18 protein-coding genes are annotated in these 21854 nt (G+C 38.1%); 10 read left to right on the forward strand and 8 right to left on the reverse strand.

Going from position 1 to position 21854, the window contains the following annotated elements; all coding sequences use genetic code 11:
* The first annotated feature begins 213 nt into the window (after positions 1-213).
* The 5 genes from J7E81_RS04710 (at position 214) to J7E81_RS04730 (ending at position 5838) form a co-directional block, all read left to right on the forward strand.
* The gene (locus J7E81_RS04710) at positions 214-2181 is read left to right on the forward strand and encodes an acetate--CoA ligase (RefSeq protein WP_215040952.1); all 1968 of its coding nucleotides are present in this window, start codon (positions 214-216) and stop codon (positions 2179-2181) included.
* A gap of 194 nt (positions 2182-2375) precedes the next feature.
* Positions 2376-2771, forward strand: a complete 396-nt coding sequence (locus J7E81_RS04715) for a BlaI/MecI/CopY family transcriptional regulator (RefSeq protein WP_215040953.1) — start codon at positions 2376-2378, stop codon at positions 2769-2771.
* A 2-nt stretch (positions 2772-2773) separates the two neighbouring features.
* Positions 2774-4903, forward strand: coding sequence for a M56 family metallopeptidase (locus J7E81_RS04720; protein ID WP_215040954.1), 2130 nt, complete (start codon positions 2774-2776; stop codon positions 4901-4903).
* A gap of 195 nt (positions 4904-5098) precedes the next feature.
* Complete coding sequence (locus J7E81_RS04725; protein WP_215040955.1) at positions 5099-5386, forward strand: hypothetical protein; 288 nt, start codon at positions 5099-5101, stop codon at positions 5384-5386.
* A 32-nt stretch (positions 5387-5418) separates the two neighbouring features.
* Complete coding sequence (locus J7E81_RS04730) at positions 5419-5838, forward strand: hypothetical protein (protein ID WP_215040956.1); 420 nt, start codon at positions 5419-5421, stop codon at positions 5836-5838.
* Between the two features lie 180 nt (positions 5839-6018).
* Here J7E81_RS04730 and J7E81_RS04735 read toward each other — a convergent pair whose 3' ends face one another.
* From J7E81_RS04735 to J7E81_RS04755, 5 genes are all read right to left on the reverse strand, one after another.
* On the reverse strand, positions 6019-7554 hold the full coding sequence (locus J7E81_RS04735; protein ID WP_215040957.1) for an APC family permease: 1536 nt from the start codon (positions 7552-7554) through the stop codon (positions 6019-6021).
* Positions 7555-7655: 101 nt separating this feature from the next.
* Positions 7656-9152, reverse strand: a complete 1497-nt coding sequence (locus J7E81_RS04740; RefSeq protein WP_251028422.1) for an aldehyde dehydrogenase family protein — start codon at positions 9150-9152, stop codon at positions 7656-7658.
* 62 nt (positions 9153-9214) lie between these two features.
* On the reverse strand, positions 9215-10189 hold the full coding sequence (locus tag J7E81_RS04745) for a PDR/VanB family oxidoreductase (RefSeq protein ID WP_251028423.1): 975 nt from the start codon (positions 10187-10189) through the stop codon (positions 9215-9217).
* 56 nt (positions 10190-10245) lie between these two features.
* Complete coding sequence (locus J7E81_RS04750; protein WP_215040959.1) at positions 10246-10764, reverse strand: dimethylamine monooxygenase subunit DmmA family protein; 519 nt, start codon at positions 10762-10764, stop codon at positions 10246-10248.
* A 25-nt stretch (positions 10765-10789) separates the two neighbouring features.
* Complete coding sequence (locus J7E81_RS04755; RefSeq protein ID WP_215040960.1) at positions 10790-11776, reverse strand: heme-dependent oxidative N-demethylase family protein; 987 nt, start codon at positions 11774-11776, stop codon at positions 10790-10792.
* Positions 11777-12082: 306 nt separating this feature from the next.
* On the opposite strand from J7E81_RS04755, the gene J7E81_RS04760 reads away from it, so the two are divergent.
* The 3 genes from J7E81_RS04760 (at position 12083) to J7E81_RS04770 (ending at position 16637) form a co-directional block, all read left to right on the forward strand.
* Positions 12083-13927 carry a sigma-54 interaction domain-containing protein gene (locus J7E81_RS04760; RefSeq protein ID WP_215040961.1) on the forward strand — a complete coding sequence of 615 codons (1845 nt, stop codon included), beginning with the start codon at positions 12083-12085 and terminating at the stop codon, positions 13925-13927.
* Positions 13928-14217: 290 nt separating this feature from the next.
* Entirely contained in the window at positions 14218-15405 is a 1188-nt protein-coding gene (locus J7E81_RS04765; protein ID WP_215040962.1) for a CaiB/BaiF CoA transferase family protein, read from the forward strand.
* A gap of 20 nt (positions 15406-15425) precedes the next feature.
* Positions 15426-16637: an acyl-CoA dehydrogenase family protein gene (locus tag J7E81_RS04770; RefSeq protein ID WP_215040963.1), complete on the forward strand. Its 1212-nt coding sequence runs from the start codon at positions 15426-15428 to the stop codon at positions 16635-16637.
* A 43-nt stretch (positions 16638-16680) separates the two neighbouring features.
* Here the strand turns inward: J7E81_RS04770 and J7E81_RS04775 are convergent, their stop codons facing one another.
* The 3 genes from J7E81_RS04775 to gabT all read right to left on the reverse strand — a co-directional run bounded on the left by J7E81_RS04775 (position 16681) and on the right by gabT (position 19939).
* Positions 16681-16989 carry a DUF3870 domain-containing protein gene (locus J7E81_RS04775; RefSeq protein ID WP_215040964.1) on the reverse strand — a complete coding sequence of 103 codons (309 nt, stop codon included), beginning with the start codon at positions 16987-16989 and terminating at the stop codon, positions 16681-16683.
* A 184-nt stretch (positions 16990-17173) separates the two neighbouring features.
* Positions 17174-18565 carry an NAD-dependent succinate-semialdehyde dehydrogenase gene (locus tag J7E81_RS04780; protein ID WP_215040965.1) on the reverse strand — a complete coding sequence of 464 codons (1392 nt, stop codon included), beginning with the start codon at positions 18563-18565 and terminating at the stop codon, positions 17174-17176.
* 72 nt (positions 18566-18637) lie between these two features.
* On the reverse strand, positions 18638-19939 hold the full coding sequence (gene gabT / locus J7E81_RS04785; RefSeq protein WP_215040966.1) for a 4-aminobutyrate--2-oxoglutarate transaminase: 1302 nt from the start codon (positions 19937-19939) through the stop codon (positions 18638-18640).
* A gap of 113 nt (positions 19940-20052) precedes the next feature.
* On the opposite strand from gabT, the gene gabR reads away from it, so the two are divergent.
* Both gabR and J7E81_RS04795 read left to right on the forward strand, forming a co-directional pair.
* Positions 20053-21462 carry a MocR-like transcriptional regulator GabR gene (gabR, locus tag J7E81_RS04790; protein ID WP_215040967.1) on the forward strand — a complete coding sequence of 470 codons (1410 nt, stop codon included), beginning with the start codon at positions 20053-20055 and terminating at the stop codon, positions 21460-21462.
* A 203-nt stretch (positions 21463-21665) separates the two neighbouring features.
* Positions 21666-21848, forward strand: coding sequence for a Fur-regulated basic protein FbpA (locus tag J7E81_RS04795; RefSeq protein WP_215040968.1), 183 nt, complete (start codon positions 21666-21668; stop codon positions 21846-21848).
* Positions 21849-21854: the final 6 nt, after the last annotated feature.

Raw genomic sequence — 21854 nt, forward strand, 5'->3', positions numbered from 1 at the left:
TTGTAAATACTAGTGATCATGAAGGTATTGAAAATTCAGAATATTTGTGTTAATTTTTTATTGAAGACGAATGATGGAAGGAAGTAATTCATTTTTTTTTGAGTATTTTTTGGATTGCAATAAAATCAAAGCGCTTTCACGGGTTACTTGCCAATTCACTATTCATTCTAAAGGGCAGTTCTATTTTTTAACTAAATTTGTAGGGGGATTCAGATGGATGTTAGTGGAATTTTAAAGGTTGTTGCAGAAAGCAAATTTGTTTATGCAATCGAAGAAAAACAATTAAATACCTCAATTGGGAGCGGTCAAGCCTTTCAAGAACTACTTCAAAAATCCCAACAAGATCCCGAAGCTTTTTGGAACGAAGTCGCAAAAGAACTAGTTTGGTATGAACCTTGGAAAAAAACAATCAGTGGAAGTCTTCCAGATTTTCGTTTCTTTGAAGGCGGTATTAGTAACCCTTGTATTAACTTACTCGACCGCCATGTTGAAAACGGTGCTGGGAATCGCACGGCGCTCATTTGGGAGGGAGAAAACGGAGACACGAAGTTTTTTACATATAATATGCTGCTAGCTGAAGTGAACCGTTTTGCTAATGTCCTCCGTTCCTTTGGAGTGAGAAAAGGGGATTGTGTGGCGATTTTCCTTCCAAATTTGGCCGAAGCCATTATTGCTGTGCTCGCATGCTTTCGGATTGGGGCTATTTACAATACCGTATTCTCAGGTTACTCTGAAAAGTCTTTGAAGGACCGCCTCGTTAGCTTTGAACCAAAGATTATCGTCACGACGGATGCTACCACAAGAAGGGGAGACAAGGTTTGCTTGAAAGAAAAAGTGGATGCAGTCATTCCAGATATTCCCTCTATTGAAGCGGTGATTGTGGTAAATCGCCTAAACACAGAAATCAATATGAAAGAGGGACGCGATTTCTGGTGGGAGGAGCTAACGAAAAAGGCAAGTATCCATTGTGAACCTGAGAGGCTAGAGGCCAATGAATATGGAATTGTGTTCTATACAAGCGGCACAACAGGAAAGCCAAAGGGTGTCGTCCATTCAGGAATGGCCTTTGTCATCCAAAATTTCATCTATAGCAAATATCATATGGATCATCATGATGACGATGTCTTCTGGTGTACGGCGGATATTGGCTGGTTGACGATGCATATTTGGGGCATTGCGGGTGCTTTAGCAAATGGAGTTACCACGGTCGTATATGAAGGAGCAATGGACTATCCAACAAAGGACAGATTTTATCAAGTGGTTGAGAAATACCGTGTCAATAAATTGTTTACCGCTCCAACGGCATTGCGAATGTTAAAGAGCCTGGGTGAAAAAGTTTTGGATCAATTTGATTTGTCATGTCTAGACGTTATTTCCCTAGTGGGTGAACCATTTGATCCAGAATCATGGCAATGGACATATGAAGTACTAGGTAAGAAAAAGATATGTGTCAATAATACATGGGGACAAACGGAAACAGCCGGTTGTCCAATTGCTGGCGCAGCATGGTTAACTCCCATGAAACCTGGATCAGCCGGAATGCAATTTTTAGGAGCTGATATTGCAGTAGTAGATGAAGAGGGAAATCCAGTGAAACCGGGGACATTAGGAAATTTAATTATTAGAAAACCATTTCCAATGCTTTGCCGCACGCTTTGGAAGGAACCGGAGCGCTACATTTCCTCTTATTTTAGCCAAGTAGAGGGCAGCTATTTTGCTAGTGATTTGGCTCTCATTGATGAGGATGGCTATGTATGGGTTGTTGGTCGTTCTGATGATGCCTTCAATGTTGCCGGGCATCGCTTAAGTACAATGGAAATTGAAAGTGCAGTGCTTGAATGTGAAGGGGTTGCTGAAGCAGCTGTCATTGGTGTCCCGGATGAAATTAAAGGAGAGGTACCGCTCGTATTTGCCCGAGTAATTGACACTTCGCTAGGGACAGAACGATTGAAAGAAAAAATAAATGAACGGATTATCCAGCTTATCGGAAAAATTGCTCTGCCCAAATCGATTATTTTCACAGAAACACTTCCAAAAACAGTTAGCGGAAAAATCATGCGCCGTTTATTAAAGGAAATTTTCATGTCAGGAAAGGTCTCCGGTGATATTACAGGGCTTGAAGATCCAGCAACTGTAGCACAAATCCAAAAAATTATTAATGAAAGGTATACAGTAAAGTAATTCGATATGGCCATTGAATGGCTATCCATAATCTTAGAAAACTAATGAGGCTCACGAATAATATCGTGAGCCTCTTCTCATTTTAAAGGTGCTTTTATAAAACTAATATCCAAAATATGGTTGACACTAATAGATTACAAATGTAATATAAACGTGTGGATTACATTTGTAATACAGGGGGGTTATTCAAAATTATGAAAGAATTACATAAAATCTCGGAAGCCGAATTGGAAATTATGAAAGTCCTTTGGTCAGAATCTCCTCAAACAGCGAATGAGATAATTGAAAAGCTTGAATTAACAATGGACTGGAAACCGAAAACGATACGAACGCTAATTAACAGATTAGTACAAAAAGAGGCGGTTTCTTATCATCAGGAAGGGCGCATGTTTGAATATTTTCCTTTGGTCTCTCAAGATAGTTATTTACAAGTAGAAACAAAATCATTACTCAAACGTTTCTATGGTGCGGCTTTTAAACCCTTACTAGTTAATTTCTTGAAACAAGAACAACTTTCTTCAGAAGACATTAACGAACTCAAACGAATACTAGATCAGAAGACAGAAGAGAATCAGAGGAAGGAAAGGTAAAAATGATAGGTATTTTTTTAGACAGCTGTCTTCCTCGATTATTTGACTGGGTAATAGAAACATCTATTATGGCAAGTATACTAGTCATACTCATCTTAGGGGTTAAATTATTGTTAAGAAACAGGCTAACCCCCAGGTGGCATTATCTACTTTGGATAATATTAATTGTGCGACTCATACTCCCGTGGTCACCAGATAGTTCGTATAGTATTTATTCTATTCTTTCAAGGAGTTATGAAAAGGCCATTTCTATTGAAAGTCAACCAGTTGTTTCTTCAGAAAACGAAACTAGGAAAGAAATGACAACGGTTGTATCCGCTACGAGGGCAGTCACAGAAAAGGAACGCTTCTCTGCTGGTTCAGGACAAACAACCAAGAAAAGTAATACAGAATCAACAGTTCTTATTGAGAAGCAAAAAGAGGAACCAATTTCCTTACATACTATTGCTTTATACACTTGGTTAGCAGGCGTTATCTTATTAGGTTTTGTAACGTATCTAATCAATCGGCAATTAAACCGATACATACAACAACAACCAGCTATTACGGATCAAAGGATTGTTAGAATATTCGAGAATTGTAAGCAATCTATGTCTGTTCAGCAAAGTATCCCATTACACTTAGCTGGTAAAATATCTAATCCAACAGTACTTGGTTTTTTTCGGCCCAAGATATTACTGTCAAATGTTTATAATAATCAACTAACTGATCAACAACTTCAACATATTTTTTATCATGAGTTAGCTCACATCAAACGAGGAGACGTTGGTGTTAATTGGCTAATGCATAGTTTACTAATCTTTAATTGGTTTAATCCAATTCTATGGTTTGCCTATGTTTGCATGAGGGAGGATCAGGAACTTGCCTGTGATGCATATGCACTGACGTTTATGGAGGAAGATGAAAAAGTACCATATGGACTTACCATTATAAGTCTTTTAGAACACTACTCAAATAATTACCAAATGCCTAGTTTGGCTAATTTAAGTAGAAATAAAAGAATCTTAAAGAGGAGAATTTTTATGATTAAAAAGTTTCAAAAGAAATCATATGGTTGGTCTATACTTGGAATTCTTGCAGTGACGATTATTTCATCGCTATCCCTACTAAATGCAAATGCAGATGGTTTAAATGAAAAGCAGGAAAAGCAAGCGAAAACGAAAGAAATAGCAACTGTGAAGGTTGAATCGAATGGATTCGATCCAAGATTGAAAAAATTTATTGCAGAACAAGCCGAGGAGTTTAAGAATACAACCGACTACAAGGAATATACTGCGAAGTTCGATCATTTAGTGTCGAAATTTGCCAATCAGTACACTGGATATCCTTCAGTTGAAGCTGCATATGATTTTGAAAATTTACGAACGTTAATACAAATAGGATCAACTATTAACTTTTCTTCGGAGCAATTACAACAACAAGATAAAGAAACAAATGAAGGAATCGTTCGAGCGAAACGTGTACCGGAATATGTGAAACAAATATTGAGTGACCTTGATGTTGTCATGAATAAAAATGGCAAAGGCGACACGTATGGAGTGTTACACCAGTTGGACGGAGAACATGTTATAGAATTAGAAAAGTTTGCATATCACAACCAAGAATTTCCTGCTGAACTTAAGGAATATAATAATCAAAATTATAAAATCGCGGAAGTTGAATCGAGTAGATTAGACCCAAGAATGAAAAAACTTATCTCGGAACAAGCTGCTATATTTAAAAATACAACCGATATCAATGAATATTCCGAAAGGATCGAACAATTAGGTCAAGAATTTGGAAAATTGTCCACTTTTTCTTATAAAGTTGAAGCTGCATATGATTTTGAAAATTTACAACGGTTGATAGCATGGGAACACCACTATTCTTATGTGATATCTGTTGAAAAACAACAAGGTATTGATACAGCAGAGAGTATGAAGTCAATGAAAGATACGTTTGAATACATAAAACAATTGTTAAACGATCTTGATGTTGCAATGAATAAAAATGGCAAAGGCGACACGTATGGAGTATTACACCAGTTGGACGGAGAACACATTATAGAATTAGAAAAGTTTATATATGGTGAAAATGGATTTCCTGCTGAAGTTAAAGATTATTATACTCAACTTATTCAGAGGAGAGAATAAGTTTTTTGCTCTCATCAATGAATTTTGAGCAAGAGTTGATTTGGGATTCTTAAAATAAATAGTTGGCATTATGCCTAAAATATAAGTAACAGGATTTTCACCTAAACCTAGAAAGATAAATGCCTTCACACAAAATCTATAAAATCATCCTTAAATTGCAAAAAACGCCTCCAAATTTCGAATTTGAGGCGTTTTTTGACGTTTAGCCCGGGTGACGATACGTTGACGTGCCGTTATACGATAGGGGGGCATAAAGAAGAAAAAGAAAAACAAAAACAACAAGAAGCTCTTTATCCATACATAGAGAATAATCCAGACGTGGTGATTCATCAAAAACTTGTAGATGTTAAGGAAACGATTGAATTCTGGGACTACAACGGATTTGGTTTGTCGAACATAAATGCGAAGCAACAGCTGGTATCATGGTTAGAAAATTCACGCTTTTTACAACCCTTTTTATATGTCCCTAAGAGAAGACAATGAATCCAGATAATCAAATATCGAGGTGTTCACAGATGTTGGTGAAAGAGCTTTATTTAGCTAGTATTCGTTATGAACAAACCTCATTGGCCTATTACATACACCATTTACTAGCAGACAAGAAGATTTCATTAGATGATGATGAATCCCAATTAGACTTTGAACACGCCGATCATCAGAAGGTAGCAGAAATGATTAAGAAAAATGTTTTAGGTTTTCATAAAATTTGCATTTACTCATTGAAAATGAAGCCAAAGGTATTTGTTTTTATCTTTGCTGAAAACCGTAAAGAGGCCATCCAATTCTATAAAAAGACATTTCAGCAAACGCCCTTGAACTGTGACGAATCATTCCTAGATTACCATCTTATTAGAGGAAATGGATCGATATCGTTTCGGGAGATGAGGAAGGAATTCGAGAGCTTTCCGGCTATCGCAGGGTATTTAAAGAGGTGAGGTGAAGAATCAAGTCGGCTTGGTAGTAGATTAATTTGGACGGCAACACACCTATATAGGAGGGATTATTCAACCTTTTTAGTATAGTGTTACCGTCCTTTGATACTTTTTTCAATTCAGTATAAAAAATAGGTATCTACGATTTCTCTTCTTAAGTAACCGCTACTAGACTCATTGATCCTACATTGATATGTCTTTGGGCTCATTTTGAACCGAGATATATTTTTTAGGTATCGCATCATTATACGGCATACTACTATGTCCATAGCTGCGATGAATCATCATATACACTAATCCAGTAACAACAACTACCACTCCTGAAATGAGTACGATATAGTTATCATACCACGGTGCATCTGGCGTTCTTGGCCAGCACATGTTAATCATAGCGATTATTCCGTAAACAAGTGCACCAATATTGATAGGCAGTCCCCACTTACCTAATTGATACCTGCCATTTGGCTTCCATCCTTTAATTCTAGCTCGAAGTGCAGCCAGGACAACCAGTTGGAACCCAAGATAAATGCCAAAAGCCGCAAAACTGACTATCTTTGTGATCGCGTCTGTAGACACTTTTGATCCAAGCACAATCATGGCAGGAGCAAAAGCAGCAAGAAGAAGGGCATATGGTGGGATGTGCCGAGTAGTGGAAAACTTCTTTAATAATCGGCTTCCTACGATCATATCATCACGTCCATACGAATAAGCAAGTCTGCTTGCTGCCGCCTGTAAACTCATTGCACACGATAAGAAAGAAATTACTACAATACCCAATACAACTTTTGCTCCAATAGGGCCAAATGCATTGTTTAGTATGGTATCTACTGGCGTAACGTCCTTACCAGCGATAACTGCTGGGATATCAGCAACGGCAAGGATTAAAGAGATGCAAACAAAGGTTGCCGCAGCACCACCGATGTAAATCGTACGACGCATTGCCTTCGGGATAAGAACACCCGGATTCGGTACTTCTTCAGCTACATCACCACAAGCTTCGAACCCATAATATTGAAAAATTCCGATTAGTGAAGCTGCTGCAAATGCCACAAAGTAACTACCACTACCCTGAGCACCAAAAGAATCAAAGAGCACTTCAAGCCCGTGATGTCTATCTGTTAATAGCAACCAGCCACCAACTACAAGCGCACCAATTATCTCAGCAGCAAAACCAATAATGGCTGCAGTTGCAAGAACCTTCGTACCCAGAAAATTAATGATAGTTGCTAGTATAAGAATGATTAAAGCACTTATAATCGTTGAGTCAACTGACGCTTCAAAACCTAAAATTTGTGCTAGAAAAGGTCCAGCTCCGTACACAACACTGGCAATCGTAACAAGCAAAGCTATTAAGTAAACCCAGCCAGTCATCCAGGCCCACTTGCGCCCCCATAATCTTCGGGCCCAAGGATAAACTCCCCCTGAAACAGGGTATTGCGCAACAATCTCACTAAAGTTAAGTGCGACTAATAATTGTCCAAGTCCAACGATAACAAAACTCCAGATCATTGGTGGTCCGCCTACCGCAAGTGCGTAGGCAAATAGTGTGTATACACCTACTACAGGAGAAAGATAAGTGAACCCAAGTGAAAAGTTTGCCCATGGACTCATGTCGCGACGAAATTCAGATTTATATCCCAGCGATTCTAGATGAGCAGCATCACTATCATGATGTTCTGAAGAAGAGCCGCTATTTTTGTTGTTCAGATTTTCTTGCATAATTTGAGCCTCCTTTAAAATAGTAGTTATATTCCTATTTGCCATTACTGTGTAACTATATAGTTATTTTACTATTAAACAACCATTACTTAGTTAGAAAGTTATTTATTGTTTGAAAACCAGCCTGTTGGCCCTACAGCAAGATTAATGTTAATTTGTTTTACTTCTTGAAATTCTTCTAATCCAAATGTTCCAAGGCTTGAACCAATGCCACTTTGTTTATATCCATGCCATGGTGCTTCGTTGTAAGTTGGTCCATAAGCGTTAATCCATGTTATACCAGCACGTACTTGTTTAATCACACGCAGCGCTTTTGCCCCGTCTGAGGTGAATACGCCGCCGGCAAGACCATAGATGGTGTCATTTGCCAGTTTAATTGCTTCTTCTTCATCTTTGAACTTTTGAATAACGGCAACAGGTCCGAAGATTTCTTCCTTTACGATCCTCATCTCTGAAGATACATCGATGAAGACGGTTGGTTCAACAAAGAATCCTTTATCTAAACCATTTTCTGTAACACGATTCCCACCGCAGGCTAATATAGCACCTTCTTTTTTACCAATTTCGATGTAATCTAGAATAGTATTTAGCTGTGCTTCACTTACAATCGCACCCATTTCGGAACCTTCTTCTAATCCAGGTCCAACTTTAATATCTTTGGCGCGTCTTACGAACTCCTCAACAAATTGATCATAAATGCTTTCTTCGACAATAATTCGGCTTCCTGCAGAACATACTTGACCAGAGCCATAGAAAATACCAAGTAATGCATGATCAACAGCGGCTTCAAAATCGGTATCGGCAAATATAATATTTGGTGACTTTCCACCTAATTCAAGGGAAATTTTTTTCAAATTGCCTGCAGCGTTACGCATAATACTTCTTCCTACCTCAGTGCTGCCTGTAAATGAAACCATATCTACATTATGGCTGGCTGCGATTACCTCGCCAATTACAGAGCCTTTTCCTAATACTAAATTGACAACACCTTTCGGGACACCGACCTCTTCAATAATTTCAACTAATTTCGTTGCAGTTACCGGAGTGACTTCAGCTGGCTTATATACAATCGTATTTCCAGCCGCTAAAGCAGGAGCAAATTTCCAGACGCTCATCAGGAATGGGAAATTCCAAGGAACAATTAACCCTGTAACCCCTACTGGTTCACGTACTACCATCGCTTGCATTGGATCGGCAACATGATATGTTTGTCCATCTGGGGTTCTAATTAGGCCTGCATAATAGCGGAAACAAGAGGCAGCATCACTTATATCAATATCAGCTTCCGCTTTAATTTTTCCATTGTCTTTTACCTCAAGTTCTACTAGTTCATCGTGGTTTTCATCAATTTTATCAGCAATTTTCAATAGGTAATCCGCACGCTCTTGTGCACTTAGATTAGACCAAACACCGCTTTCAAACGTTTCTTTTGCCGCTTTAATGGCTTCTTTGGTTTCTTCAACTGATGCTCTAGGAGCGATAGCAATTAATTCACCATTCGCCGGATTAATTACCTTATTGGTATCTGGATTACTAGAAAGTCTCCATTCACCATTAATATACATTTTTAGTTCTAATAATTGAGTGGTAATTGTCATAAGAATTGCCTCCTAAATAGTGGATGTTTATTATATAAATCGATTAATAAAGAAAGGTTTTATTAAAGGATTAAAATGAGCTCTTTTTCAGATTCTTTTGCTCTTGAGCAACAAGTTAAAATAACCTTCTTTGTACATCTTTCCTCATCTTTATAGAAGTGATCCCGGTGATCAACGTCCCCTTCAACTACCTGGACTTCGCAGCTTCCGCAACCGCCTACTTTACAAGAATAGGGAGCCTCTACTCCAGCCTTTAATAGTGCCTCTAATAATGTTTCTTCCTTTGAAACTTCCACCTTCTTATCGCTATTAGCTAACTTTACAATAAAAGGATTTTTTGGGCCTTCATCAGTCGCAGCAAATAACTCAAAATGAATGGAATGACTTGGGTAACCGTAGATTTCCGCTGCTGCCTGAAATTCTTTTACCATTGAAACGGGTCCACAAAAATACACATGTGAGCCAATCCGATGTTCAGCCATTGTGACGGGTGACATTTTAGCAGGGTTTTCCATTCTTGAGAAATAGAAATGACATTTTCCAGGATATTTTTTATCCAAATAATCATAAAAGGCACAATCTTCTTTTGTTCTAGCAGCATAATGTAATTCAAATGATTTACCTTCAGCTGTTAAATCTTCCATCATGGTTATAAATGGTGTAATACCGATTCCAGCTGCATAAAATACGTGGTGTTTAGCTGCTTTGAATGCCAGTGGAAAATGATTTTTAGGCCAACTGATATCTAATTGATCGCCCACTTTGATTTCATCATGCCAGTAAACAGATCCACCTTTTGAATGATCATCCTTACGAATGGCAATCGCATACTGAGTACGGTCAGTTGGATGACTAACCAGTGAGTAATTCCTTTCAATAATGCCATTACCGCTTTCTAGATAAGTAGCGATATGGGAACCACCAGTAAATGCAGGCAGTAATTCAAGATCAACCGGGTACAAGTGGAAGCGCTTTACTGTTTTTGTTTCCTGTACTATTTTTCCAACGGAAACTTTAATCTTTCCGAATGCTCTCATACACATTACTCCTATCGTTATGACTATAATTCTATTTTTTACTTCTCACGTAACTTTTAATTGGATGTTACGAAAGCAGGATTATAAGGATATCCAATATAACCTTTTCGCTCTCTTGAGAAAAAGGGACCTATTTCCAAACTGATTTGGCAATGATAACAAGTCGTATCTGTTTCCTTGGCCTGAACTTCTTGTAGGTGATAGCATTTTAAACAATAAACATATCGTCTCTTCTCGCCAGAAATAAATGTTTGAATCTCATCCTCCGAAAAACCAGCCTCAATTGCTGCTGAAAAAATAGAAACCGCATCATCCCATATAGCAGAAATGTAAAGCTGTGTCCCCATCTTTTGACAATCTAATACTTCACTAATATTCTTTAATTGTAATTTATCAGTGATTTCAATAAGTTCATATTCTTTTAGGCCATTTATTTCATTGGTAAATTGTTGGATTGTGCCTGCTTCTTTTTGTTCTGCAGAAATAATCAACAATTTTCTCCTATCATGCCTTACCGTGAATTTTTCTACAATTGTTTCTGATTGATCGAATAATACCGGGCTGTTGTATACCACTTTATATACCTCCAATCATTGCTTACTAGTTAGTGTGTATTTTTACTTTTTCAACCAAGTTTTTCAAATATTCTACTGTAGGTTCGATAAACGGGGTAAATCCTTTATAATCAGCCATTGGTTTAGGAATATCTGAGAGAATAGAGTATGTTTGCTCCAGCCATTCGGGTCTTAATGCCAAATCCTCCATTGGCAGGAATTGAGTATTTAATACGAATAAAATCGCATTACTCCTTGGCATACGATAGAAAAATTGTTCTTCTACACGAAGTCTTACTAGTTCACCGGCATTTTCTGGGGTAACTAGGGAGCGGGTTGGTCCCCATGTATCAAATGTTTCATAGTTTACATCCCAACGGTTTGCCATCAAATTCCAGTTGATTCGGGTCCATGGCTCACCTGGTAAAACATTGCGTATTAAGAAATTACGAACTCTTTCGGCCAGCGGTACACCTGTGCGTGACACAAATGGGACAGGTCCATGAATTTCGTCAAAGGACATCCCTTTATTCCAGTGAGGGGAGAATAATGCTGCATAGGATTCTTGAGCAACTTCCAAATAAAGATTGTCATCCCGAAGAACCATTAATACAAAGTCAGTGGCGAAATGACGGCCAATTAAATCAAGTGGCTCAAGCTCGATGCTGGATGCATCACCAAATATAAAAGATTCCGTTTCATTTAAGATAGAATTATGAAAAGTCCAGTGATTTCCGTTCTTTTCTACTTGGAAATGCACCGGGTAGCGTTCAACCGCCATATTAATCAGCATTTCTGCTACTTCCCATTGCATTTCCATTGTATGTGGATAGGATTGGAATCTTACTTCAGGTTGTTCCTTAAGTAATTCCCTTTTCCTTTTTATTTGTTTTTCATATTCTGGTGTTATCACTACACAATTTTGTTCATGCTTTTCAAGTTTTTTTAAGTCATTTGAATACCGATAGTTGGTACCTTCTTTAATGTGACGAAAAGGATACGGAAAAAGATCCAGATTAGTAGATTTGTACATGATAAATTCCTCCTTTAATTTTTGAATAATCATCTCATTTTCAGATTTAATCGTTGGAAAAAGATCCATTTTACTTGCTGTACTTGAACTATATAGTGTCAGTTCTATAGACCTGCACTTTTCTAAACCTTTGTTATAACTATTAGCAAGTTTTATGCCAAATAGAAAACATTCATAAAATAGCCACAATTTAATATTTCTTACTTTATTAAAATTCAAAATTGAATTCATTATTCAAATATGAAATAATATATTTTGAATACTCTTGAAATTTAAAAGTATATTAGATGAAGGGTTAAATGTGTGATGTCTATGACTTTGACAAATGATCAACTACTACAAGCTTATCAATCTAGTTTTCTATCTATTTATGATGAGATGATTGTAACGAATGAAAAGGGAACGATTTTATTTCGTAGTGGGAAACTGAAAAATTTTTGGTCCACAAACTCTCCCTCACTGATAGGAAGAACATTTACTGAATTAGAGGAGATTTCATTCTTTGGGGATTCTATTTTTCAATTGTTAAATAAAGAGGCACATTCTCTTCAATTAAAAGCTTGGAACGGCAGTACGATTCTGATAACCGTGTTCCAATCAAATGGTACTAGTGAAGAGTTAATGGTATGGGGATTAAAAAGTATCTCCGATCTTCAAATGGATTCTAATGAAATAACCGATGAGCCAGAGATAAAACACACGCCTTCCATGGTTGTCCATAGTCAGAAAATGAAAGATGTATTTCACACAATAGAAATGGTGTCAAAAGTTTCAACAACAGTTCTTTTATTAGGGGAATCAGGTGTAGGAAAAGAAATGATCGCTAAAACCATTCATCAATTAGGAAATAGAGGTTCTAAACCATTTATTGCAGTGAACTGCGGTGCCATTCCAGAAAATTTATTAGAAAGTGAATTATTCGGTTATGTCGGCGGGGCATTTAGCGGTGCAAACAAAAATGGGGCTCCCGGAAAATTTGAATTAGCAAATGAAGGGATTATTTTCCTTGATGAAATTGCAGAATTACCACTGAATTTACAAGTAAAACTACTGAGGATTTTACAGGAAAAGGAAGTCACACCATTAGGTAGTTCAAAACCAATTCATATTGATGTCCAAATAATAGCGGCAACGAATCAATCATTAGAAAAAATGGTCAAAGAGGGACGATTTAGAGAAGACTTATATTATCGTCTAAATGTAGTACCAATTGAAATCCCTTCATTAAGGGAAAGAACAGAAGAGATTCCTTACTTAATTTATCACTTCCTAGGAAAATATAAAACGTTATACCATCGAAACATCAATATTTTACCAGATGCGATTGATTTATTATGTATTTACGATTGGCCGGGAAATGTTCGGCAATTAGAGAATACAATTGAACGAATCGTTGTGACGAGTAAAGAAAATGATGTGGACTCAAGCTTAGTTTACAAATACATTCCTAAAAAGGCTTCTGTAAAGGAACCTCCGATAATTCATCACATTATGCCGCTGCAAGAAGCAGTTGATTTGATTGAAGAACAATTGATTAAAATGGCCATCGATAAATATAAATCTGTTAAGCTTGCAGCAAAAGTACTGGATGTCAGTCAACCTACAATGAGCAGAAAATATAAAAAAATTCGTGAGAAAATGCAACACAAAACTCTTTCTCCTCAAAGTAAAAGAAAAATACTGGAAGAACATTTAAATAAACAATTACGATCCATGGCGATTGTTACCTCTACTGTTATTCTTCCAGAAGAAGTTTTTGAATTAGTGAAACCTAGTATCCAGCCATCCAACCAAACCTATATAAATGTTCAGAAAAAATTAACGAAAATACGTGAACAAGAAGGAATCATTGAGTGGGTATATATTTTTAAAGTTTTAGATAATAATAAAATGCTGACGATTGTAGCTAGTGAAGATTTCGTGATTCCACCTGGACATATTTATGAGGGACCCCCTGAAATGATGGAAGTAGCATTAGAGGCGATGGAAGGGAAAGCAGGAGTAACTTCTTTATATGAAGATATTTATGGAGAATGGAAAACAAGTTTTGCGCCCTTAACGGATCATAACGGTAACGTTTTGGCCATTATTGGGTTTGACCATAGCAGATCGTATATCGAAACCGAGTTAAAGAAAATAGAGAATATGTAAAATAATCCTTGAATGAATATAAACGGTCACTAAAAGTGATAATAAAAAAGTACTTGAACTATTCTGAAAATTATTATAGAATGGGAATAAGCTTCATCCTATCCGCTTAAACAGCTGAAGGCAGTGAAGAAAACATGTAAACATTTATACTATTGACTGATAAGTTTCCACCCTCAGCCTTTGCAGGTTGGTTTAAATGGAGCATAAGCCAGTCCAAAACACAATTGTGTGTATTTGGGCTGGCTTTTTATGTTTTTGTAAAGAAATTTTTAATAAGTGGAGGAGGCAGTATGGGAGGAGCATTAGAAGGTTTAAAAGTATTAGATTTAACAAGGGTGCTGGCTGGTCCTCATTGTACGATGATTTTAGCAGACCTCGGCGCAGATGTCATCAAAGTAGAAGGCCCTGGGGGAAGCGATGAAACGAGAAGCTGGGGGCCTCCGTTTCAAAATGGTGTTAGTGCCTATTATTTATGTGCTAATCGAAATAAGCGCAGCATCACTGTCAATCTGAAAACAGAAGAAGGAAGGGAAATTATTCGCAAACTGGCTATGGAGGCAGATGTTCTTATACACAATTTCAAAACAGGTTCTATGGAAAATTGGGAGCTAGATTATAATTCTTTGAAAAATATAAACCCGCAGTTAGTATATTGTTCCATTACTGGATTCGGAGAAACGGGACCGTTCCGGCATTTACCCGGATATGACTATATTATCCAAGGTATGAGCGGACTGATGAGTATAACCGGGAGTGAGGAAAGTGGGCCTATAAAAATAGGTGTGGCAATGGTTGATATTTTGACAGGTTTGTATTCTGCCATTTCCATTGAAGCAGCGTTGTATGAAAGGGAAAAGTCCGGCGAGGGTCAAAAAATTGACATGTCACTGATGGATACGGCCGTTAGCTCGCTTGCAAATGTTGCCAGCAATTATCTAATTTCAGGAAATGTTCCACGAAGAATTGGAAATGATCACCCTAATATCGTCCCATATTCAACATTTCAGGCATTAGACGGTGAATTCATTATTGCAGTAGGGAATAATCGGCAGTTTACCACCTTATGCGAGGTGGTGGGATATAGGGAGCTGGGGGAGGATGAAAAATTTCGTACAAATGAGGCTAGAGTTAAAAATAAAGAAGAACTGACAAGGATTTTGGAAAATCTGCTGCAAGTGAAATCTGTTGATGAGTGGATAGAGCTATTTTCGGAAAAAAATATCCCCTGTGGTCCGATTCATTCAATGGATCAAGTGTTTGAACATCCGCAGGTTACCGCTCGTGAAATGGTCGTTCAAGTCGTTCATCCGGAAGCAGGGTTAGTAAAACTTGTCGGTTCACCTATTAAATTATCAAGAACAAAGGTGAAAATGGAACGACACCCTCCGATTGCAGGGGAACATAACAGTGAGGTTCTTCAACAGGCTGGATTCTCTTTAGAGGAGATAGCACAATTAAAAGAAAATAAAATCATTTAAAAAACCAGGAGGTATTAGCTATGAATTTTGATTTCACAGAAGAGCACGAGATGTTAAGAAAAATGGTGAGAAGTTTTGTCGATAAGGAAATCATCCCCAATATGAAACAATGGGATGAACAAGGACACTTTGATCCTATTATTTGGAAGCGTTTAAGTGAATTAGATTTGATGGGGGTTTGTATCCCTGAACAATATGGCGGCAGCGGTATGGATTATAATTCCCTTGCCATTGTTTGTGAAGAACTGGAAAGAGGCGACACAGCCTTTCGTACGGCCGTATCCGTTCATATCGGATTAAATAGTCTAACTCTATTGCAGTGGGGAACAGAGGAACAAAAGCAAAAATATCTCATTCCACAGGCCAAAGGCGAAAAAATCGCTGCCTTTGGATTAACAGAACCAGGGGCTGGTTCAGACGTGGCATCGCTCTCAACATCGGCCATTAGGGATGGCGATGATTATATTCTAAATGGGTCAAAAACATGGATATCATTATGTGATATTGCCGATCATTTTATCGTATTTGCTTATACAGATAAAGACAAAAAACATCACGGGATTTCCGCATTTATCGTGGAGCGAACCATGCTTGGCTTTTCATCTAAAGCAATAAAAGGGAAATTAGGAATCCGTTCTGGCAATACAGGTGAATTGTTCTTTGACCAGGTAAGAGTTCCAAAGGAAAATTTACTAGGCAAAGAGGGGGAAGGGTTCAAAATTGCCATGGCCGCACTTGATAATGGCCGTTTTACGGTTGCTGCAGGAGCTGTTGGTCTGATTATGGCAAGCTTAGAGGAAAGTGTAAAGTATTGTCATGAACGAAAAACATTTGGTAAAGAGATTGGAAAACACCAGCTGGTTCAGCAAATGATCGCCAACATGGAGGCGGGATTGCAAATGAGCCGTTTATTGGTTTATCGGGCGGGCGAGCTAAAAAATCAAGGGAAGCGGAATACAAGGGAAACCTCACTTGCAAAATGGCAGGCATGTGATTTTGCCAATAAAGCGGCCGACGATGCCGTACAAATTCATGGGGCATACGGCTATTGTAGTGAATACCCTGTTGAACGATTCTTAAGAAACTCAAAAGCACCCGTTATTTATGAAGGAACAAGGGAGATTCATACTATTATGCAGGCAGAATATGTACTTGGTTACCGGGAGGATAAAGAATTAAACAGGGGGCTGCCAGCCTGGCCATTTGAAAAGGAAACCGTAAAGTACAGCTAAAAGGAGGGCTCCTTCATTGGAGCCCTTACTTCGATAAGATGATTTATTTAGTAAGTGATTCATATTGTTTATATAAGTCTTTTAAGGCAGCAATCAGGGCATGATTTGCTTTTCCTAAATAGCCTGTTTTTAACTGATCGAGAGGAAGTTCGATTCCATTCCGTAAGCTATGACCTTTGAGGAGCCTATTGATAAAATCCCTGCCATGTTCAGTAGCCAATGTACAAGAAGCATCCACAATTACCCCATAATGTTTATCGATTTCTGCAGTAATGGTTAACGTTTCGAAAACATTTTTGGCAGCCATACCTGTTGGGAGCTTGGCATGTCCGGCAATAAAAATTGTATTCACTCATCCCACTCCTTAAAGCATAATAAATCAAGACTAAAATAATTAAAATAATAGAAATAACAAGGCTATTACGTTGTTTATATGTACACATCGTAATAGCCTTGTTTGAATTTCATGTAAAAGAAACTCTTCTAAAAATGTATTTGACAAGAAAAAATGCATTATTTCTTTTTATTGGGAGGTTCTAAAGATTTCCTATCGATAAATATTTAGTTTCCAAGTAGGGTTCAATTCCTTCGAGCCCGCCTTCGCGGCCTATTCCACTTTCCTTCATTCCGCCGAATGGAATGTGAGCTCCAGATGGTGCCCCGTCATTCCAGCCGATAATACCAAAGTCCAGATTTTCACTTAAATAGGTTCCGGTTTTATAGTTATTGGTAAAGAAATAGGCAGCTAAACCATATGGTGTACTATTGGCGATTTCCACTGCTTCCTCTACATGTTTAAAGGAAATAATCGGAGCTACTGGACCAAACGTTTCTTCCTGCATAATGTTCATATCAAGCGTAACATTTGATAAGACAGTAGGGGAGACGAAGAAGTAACCTTGTTCCTTATCGGCGTTGAATTGATTTCCAGCCAGGACTATTGCCCCTTTTTCAATCGCATCATTAATTTGGTCGACGATTTTGTTGAAGCCTTTTTCGTTAATAATCGGTCCTACCTGTGTATCTATATTAAGTCCATTGCCAACCTTTAATTTTTTCGTTGCTTCAGCTAATTTGTCGGAGAAAGCCTCAACAATCGTTTCATGGACAATGATCCTGTTTGCACATACGCATGTTTGTCCGGCATTCCGAAACTTAGTGAGGAGCGTTTGCTGGACAGCAAGATCCAGGTCCGCATCTTCGGCAACGATAAGCGGAGCGTGCCCGCCCAATTCCATTGTCACATGTTTCACTGTATTAGCACTGTTTTTGATTAACTGTTTTCCGACAGGAGTTGACCCAGTAAACGTAATTTTACGGACGTATTCACTGCTTGTAAAAAGATCCCCAACCATCGAGCCAGAACTATTTACATATTGGATGACATCAGTAGGAATTCCTGCTTCGTGGGCAAGTTCAATTAATCTGATTGTTGTTAAAGGTGTTTCAACTGCCGGTTTTACAATAAATGGGCAGCCTGCAGCCAAAGCAGGTGCTGCTTTTCTTGTCATCATCGCCGCCGGGAAATTCCATGGCGTAATTGCAGCCACTAAACCAATCGGCTGTTTTGTAACAATGATTCTTTTTGTTTCAGAAGACGCAGGGACCGTTCTTCCGTAGATGCGTTTTGCTTCTTCTGCATACCAATCAATATAGCTTGCAGCATAATCTACTTCACCGAGTGATTCGCTTAACGGCTTGCCATTTTCCAATGTCATGATTTCAGCGATTTCCGCTTTATGCTCTTGAATGATTTGTGACCAGTTTCTTAATAATCGGGCACGCTCATGGGCATTGACCTTTGCCCATTTTTTAAAGCTGTCATGCCCGGCTTTTAGTGCTTGCTTGATTTCTTCTTCTGTATTAATCCGGATTTCTTTAATAACTTGACCTGTTGCCGGATTCTTCACTTGTAATAGATTTTCCATTTATATACACCACCCATTGCTTTTATGAAGGAAGCCCGATCCATCAAATTCGGGACCGGGTGTCTCTAATTCTTATTCAAAGGCCTTTTCTAAAATCGCTAATCCTTTTGCTAATTCTTCTTCAGAAATCACTAATGGGGCTAAGAAACGAATTACATTGCTCTTTATGCCGGCTGAAAGAAGTAATAGTCCATTTTCGTTTGCATATTTAACAATCTGTGATGTTTTCGTCTTGTTTGGTTTTTTGCTGGAGCGGTCTTCCACGATCTCACAAGCAACCATCGCACCCAAACGGCGAATATCTCCTACAAAATCATGTTTTGAGCTGAGGTCTTGTAATTTCGCTTCAATTTTTTGCCCAAGGATTTCAGCTTTCTCCACTAATTTTTCTCCTTCCACAATATCAATAACGGCTAGAGCTGCAGCACAGGCGACAGGACTCCCCGAATAAGTACCGCCAAGCTCACCTGAATCCGCAACATTTAGAATTTCTGTTTTTCCGACCACACCACTTAACGGCAGACCAGCCGCCAATGATTTTGAAACCGTGATTAAATCGGGAATTACATCAAAATGTTCGATGGCAAATAATTTGCCAGTTCGGCCAAATCCAGTTTGAATTTCATCGGCTACAAACACAATTCCATTGTCTTTACAAAAACGGCATACAGCTTGTATAAACTTTTTCGGTGGAATAATAAAACCGCCTTCGCCTTGAACAGGCTCCATAACTACACAAGCAACCATTTCCGGAGCAACTGTTGAGATAAAGAAATCTTCAAAGTCTGAAATGACCTGGTCCACATATTCTTCTTCAGTCATCCCGGCTGGTTTATGGTACATGTACGGAAATGGTGCTTGGTAGATTTCCGGAGCAAAGGGGCCAAATCCAAATTTATACGGCTTTACCTTGCTTGTCATGCCCATTGTTAAGTTAGTTCGTCCATGGTAGCCGCGGACAAATGAAACAACTGCTGGTCTTTTCGTGTAGCGGCGGGAAATTTTAATTGCATTTTCCACTGCTTCTGCACCTGAGTTAAAGAAAATCGCTTGTTTGTCAAAATCCCCAGGGGTGATTTGACATAACTTTTCAGCAAGATTGATATAACTTTCATACATGATAACATTGAATCCAGGATGTAAAAACTTATCTACTTGGTTCTTGACTGCTTCGGTTACCTTTGGATGACTGTGGCCTACATTTAACGTCCCAATTGCACCTGCAAAGTCAATCCATTCATTGTTATCAATATCTGTTACGGTTGCCCCGGAGGCATACTGGGCAAAGTTTAAATTCCCGTTGCTTACACCTTTGGGGATAAAATTTTTTCTTTTTTCTTGTAATTCTGCGGTTTGTGAATAAGTAACTGGCATCCTGATCGCTCCTTCAATTACTTTCTGAATTATAGGAAAAGTATCTCAGGAAGCTGGTATAATGAAAAGTACCATAATCGAAAAAAAATAGGTACCAGATGGGGAGTAATAATATGTTCATACTGATCGATAAACAGAGTGATTCGAGTTATATTTACCAACAAATATACGAAGGGATCAAAGAAAATATTTTAACAGGAAAGCTAAAATCAAATGAAAAGCTTCCTTCAAAAAGGTCATTAGCCGAACAATTAAATGTTAGTGTTAATTCCGTCAGCTTTGGCTATGAACAGCTGCTTGCTGAGGGGTATATTTATACGATTGAACGAAGCGGATACTTTGTTGAAAATATTACTGAGTTTATTGAACAAGAGAAACACTCGAAACAAAAGCTGCCAAGTGAACTAAAGGAGGAACCTGTCGACAGAGATGAGTGGCTTTCACTGTCCCATATGGCATCAGATACTTCTTTATTTCCTTTTAAAGAATGGCTGAAGTGTCAAGAAAAAGCAATTAAATCGTATAAAAGAGAGCTCTCGGAATTGTCTTATTCCCAGGGGCCATATGTTGTGAGAGAGACAATTTGCCGCATGATTGCTTTGACTCGGGGAGTCAATTGTGAGCCGGAGCAAATCATCATCGGCGCAGGAACACAGCTATTGGTAGGTCAATTGATGGAAATGAAAAGTATAGGAACAGTTGTTGCAATCGAAAACCCGGGGTATGCCCGCTTTTACCAGCTTTTGAAAAAGATGAATTTAATTGTTCACCCTGTTTCATTGGATGACCAAGGAATTAATATGACCGAGATTGAGTCAGTAAAGGCAAATGTGGTGTTTGTCACCCCGTCCCACCAATTCCCTACAGGTAAAATTATGCCAATCTCCCGACGAATTGAGCTATTAAACTGGGCAGCTCAACGCGAAAACAGATACATTGTTGAAGACGACTATGATAGCGAATTTAAATATGGAACAGACAATATTCCATCCTTGCAAAGTTTAGACCGGAACCAAAGAGTCATCTACATGGGGACTTTTTCAAAAACAGTACTGCCAGGCCTGCGGATTAGTTATATGGTTTTGCCACCTGAGTTTATAAGGGAATACAGGGAGCATTATTCCAACTCGATTCAATACAGTAACTCTCTTATGTTATTCACGTTGCAGTTTTTCATTGAAAGCGGTGAATATGCAAGACACGTTAAACGGATGAACCATCAGTATGATACACGCAGAAAATTGTTAATCACTGAGCTTCGACAGCGTTTTCAAGAGGAGATTGAGATTGAAGATGTTTCGGCAGGCCTTCATTTTCTTGCCCATTTTTATACGGAGAAAGGATATCAAGAAATAGATGATAGCGCCTTACGGTTAAAGCTTGAAATCTATTCGATGCGCAGGTTTATGTTAGAAAAGAGCGTTACTAACGAAAACGGAATTAGTTTAGTTTTAGGATTTGCTAATCTTAGAGAAGAAAATGTAGCTGGAGCTGTGGAGAGATTGTATAATGTTTTTCATTGAATGTTGCTCTTTGAAATGAGTAGGCTATGCCATGGATAATTACATTAAATGTTCATGATGACAGCACCAGCGATATTTTTTTAATTCCTACTTTACAGATAGGAATTATAAGTTTATAATACAATTAATCTAATAAATTAATCGGATTAAATAGTAAGTGTGGATTTAAAGGGGATTTTTGTAAAATCAAAGGAGTGTTTATGATGAGAAATAACGATGAAAAAAAGCGAAAAAAACTTATCAATAAACTAATATTTTTTAACGTTTATACCAAAGAAGATCAACAACTTTATAATCTGCCACTTTCGAAATTAGAATATGAGTATAGGAGATTTAAATTACAAAACCATCCACATGGTGAGTTTGGCTCCATAAAATGGGTTTAAAATAAA

The organism is Bacillus sp. ISL-18 (assembly GCF_018613415.1).
Taxonomy (GTDB): domain Bacteria; phylum Bacillota; class Bacilli; order Bacillales; family Cytobacillaceae; genus Neobacillus.

Bases quoted from the DNA above. Each gene is read 5' to 3' on its own strand.
- J7E81_RS04710 (WP_215040952.1), top strand. From the start codon at position 214: ATGGATGTTAGTGGAATTTTAAAGGTTGTTGCAGAAAGCAAATTTGTT.
- J7E81_RS04715 (WP_215040953.1), top strand. From the start codon at position 2,376: ATGAAAGAATTACATAAAATCTCGGAAGCCGAATTGGAAATTATGAAA.
- J7E81_RS04720 (WP_215040954.1), top strand. From the start codon at position 2,774: ATGATAGGTATTTTTTTAGACAGCTGTCTTCCTCGATTATTTGACTGG.
- J7E81_RS04730 (WP_215040956.1), top strand. From the start codon at position 5,419: ATGTTGGTGAAAGAGCTTTATTTAGCTAGTATTCGTTATGAACAAACC.
- J7E81_RS04735 (WP_215040957.1), bottom strand. From the start codon at position 7,554: ATGCAAGAAAATCTGAACAACAAAAATAGCGGCTCTTCTTCAGAACAT.
- J7E81_RS04740 (WP_251028422.1), bottom strand. From the start codon at position 9,152: ATGACAATTACCACTCAATTATTAGAACTAAAAATGTATATTAATGGT.
- J7E81_RS04745 (WP_251028423.1), bottom strand. From the start codon at position 10,189: ATGAGAGCATTCGGAAAGATTAAAGTTTCCGTTGGAAAAATAGTACAG.
- J7E81_RS04755 (WP_215040960.1), bottom strand. From the start codon at position 11,776: ATGTACAAATCTACTAATCTGGATCTTTTTCCGTATCCTTTTCGTCAC.
- J7E81_RS04760 (WP_215040961.1), top strand. From the start codon at position 12,083: ATGTCTATGACTTTGACAAATGATCAACTACTACAAGCTTATCAATCT.
- J7E81_RS04765 (WP_215040962.1), top strand. From the start codon at position 14,218: ATGGGAGGAGCATTAGAAGGTTTAAAAGTATTAGATTTAACAAGGGTG.
- J7E81_RS04770 (WP_215040963.1), top strand. From the start codon at position 15,426: ATGAATTTTGATTTCACAGAAGAGCACGAGATGTTAAGAAAAATGGTG.
- J7E81_RS04780 (WP_215040965.1), bottom strand. From the start codon at position 18,565: ATGGAAAATCTATTACAAGTGAAGAATCCGGCAACAGGTCAAGTTATT.
- gabT (WP_215040966.1), bottom strand. From the start codon at position 19,939: ATGCCAGTTACTTATTCACAAACCGCAGAATTACAAGAAAAAAGAAAA.
- gabR (WP_215040967.1), top strand. From the start codon at position 20,053: ATGTTCATACTGATCGATAAACAGAGTGATTCGAGTTATATTTACCAA.
- J7E81_RS04795 (WP_215040968.1), top strand. From the start codon at position 21,666: ATGAGAAATAACGATGAAAAAAAGCGAAAAAAACTTATCAATAAACTA.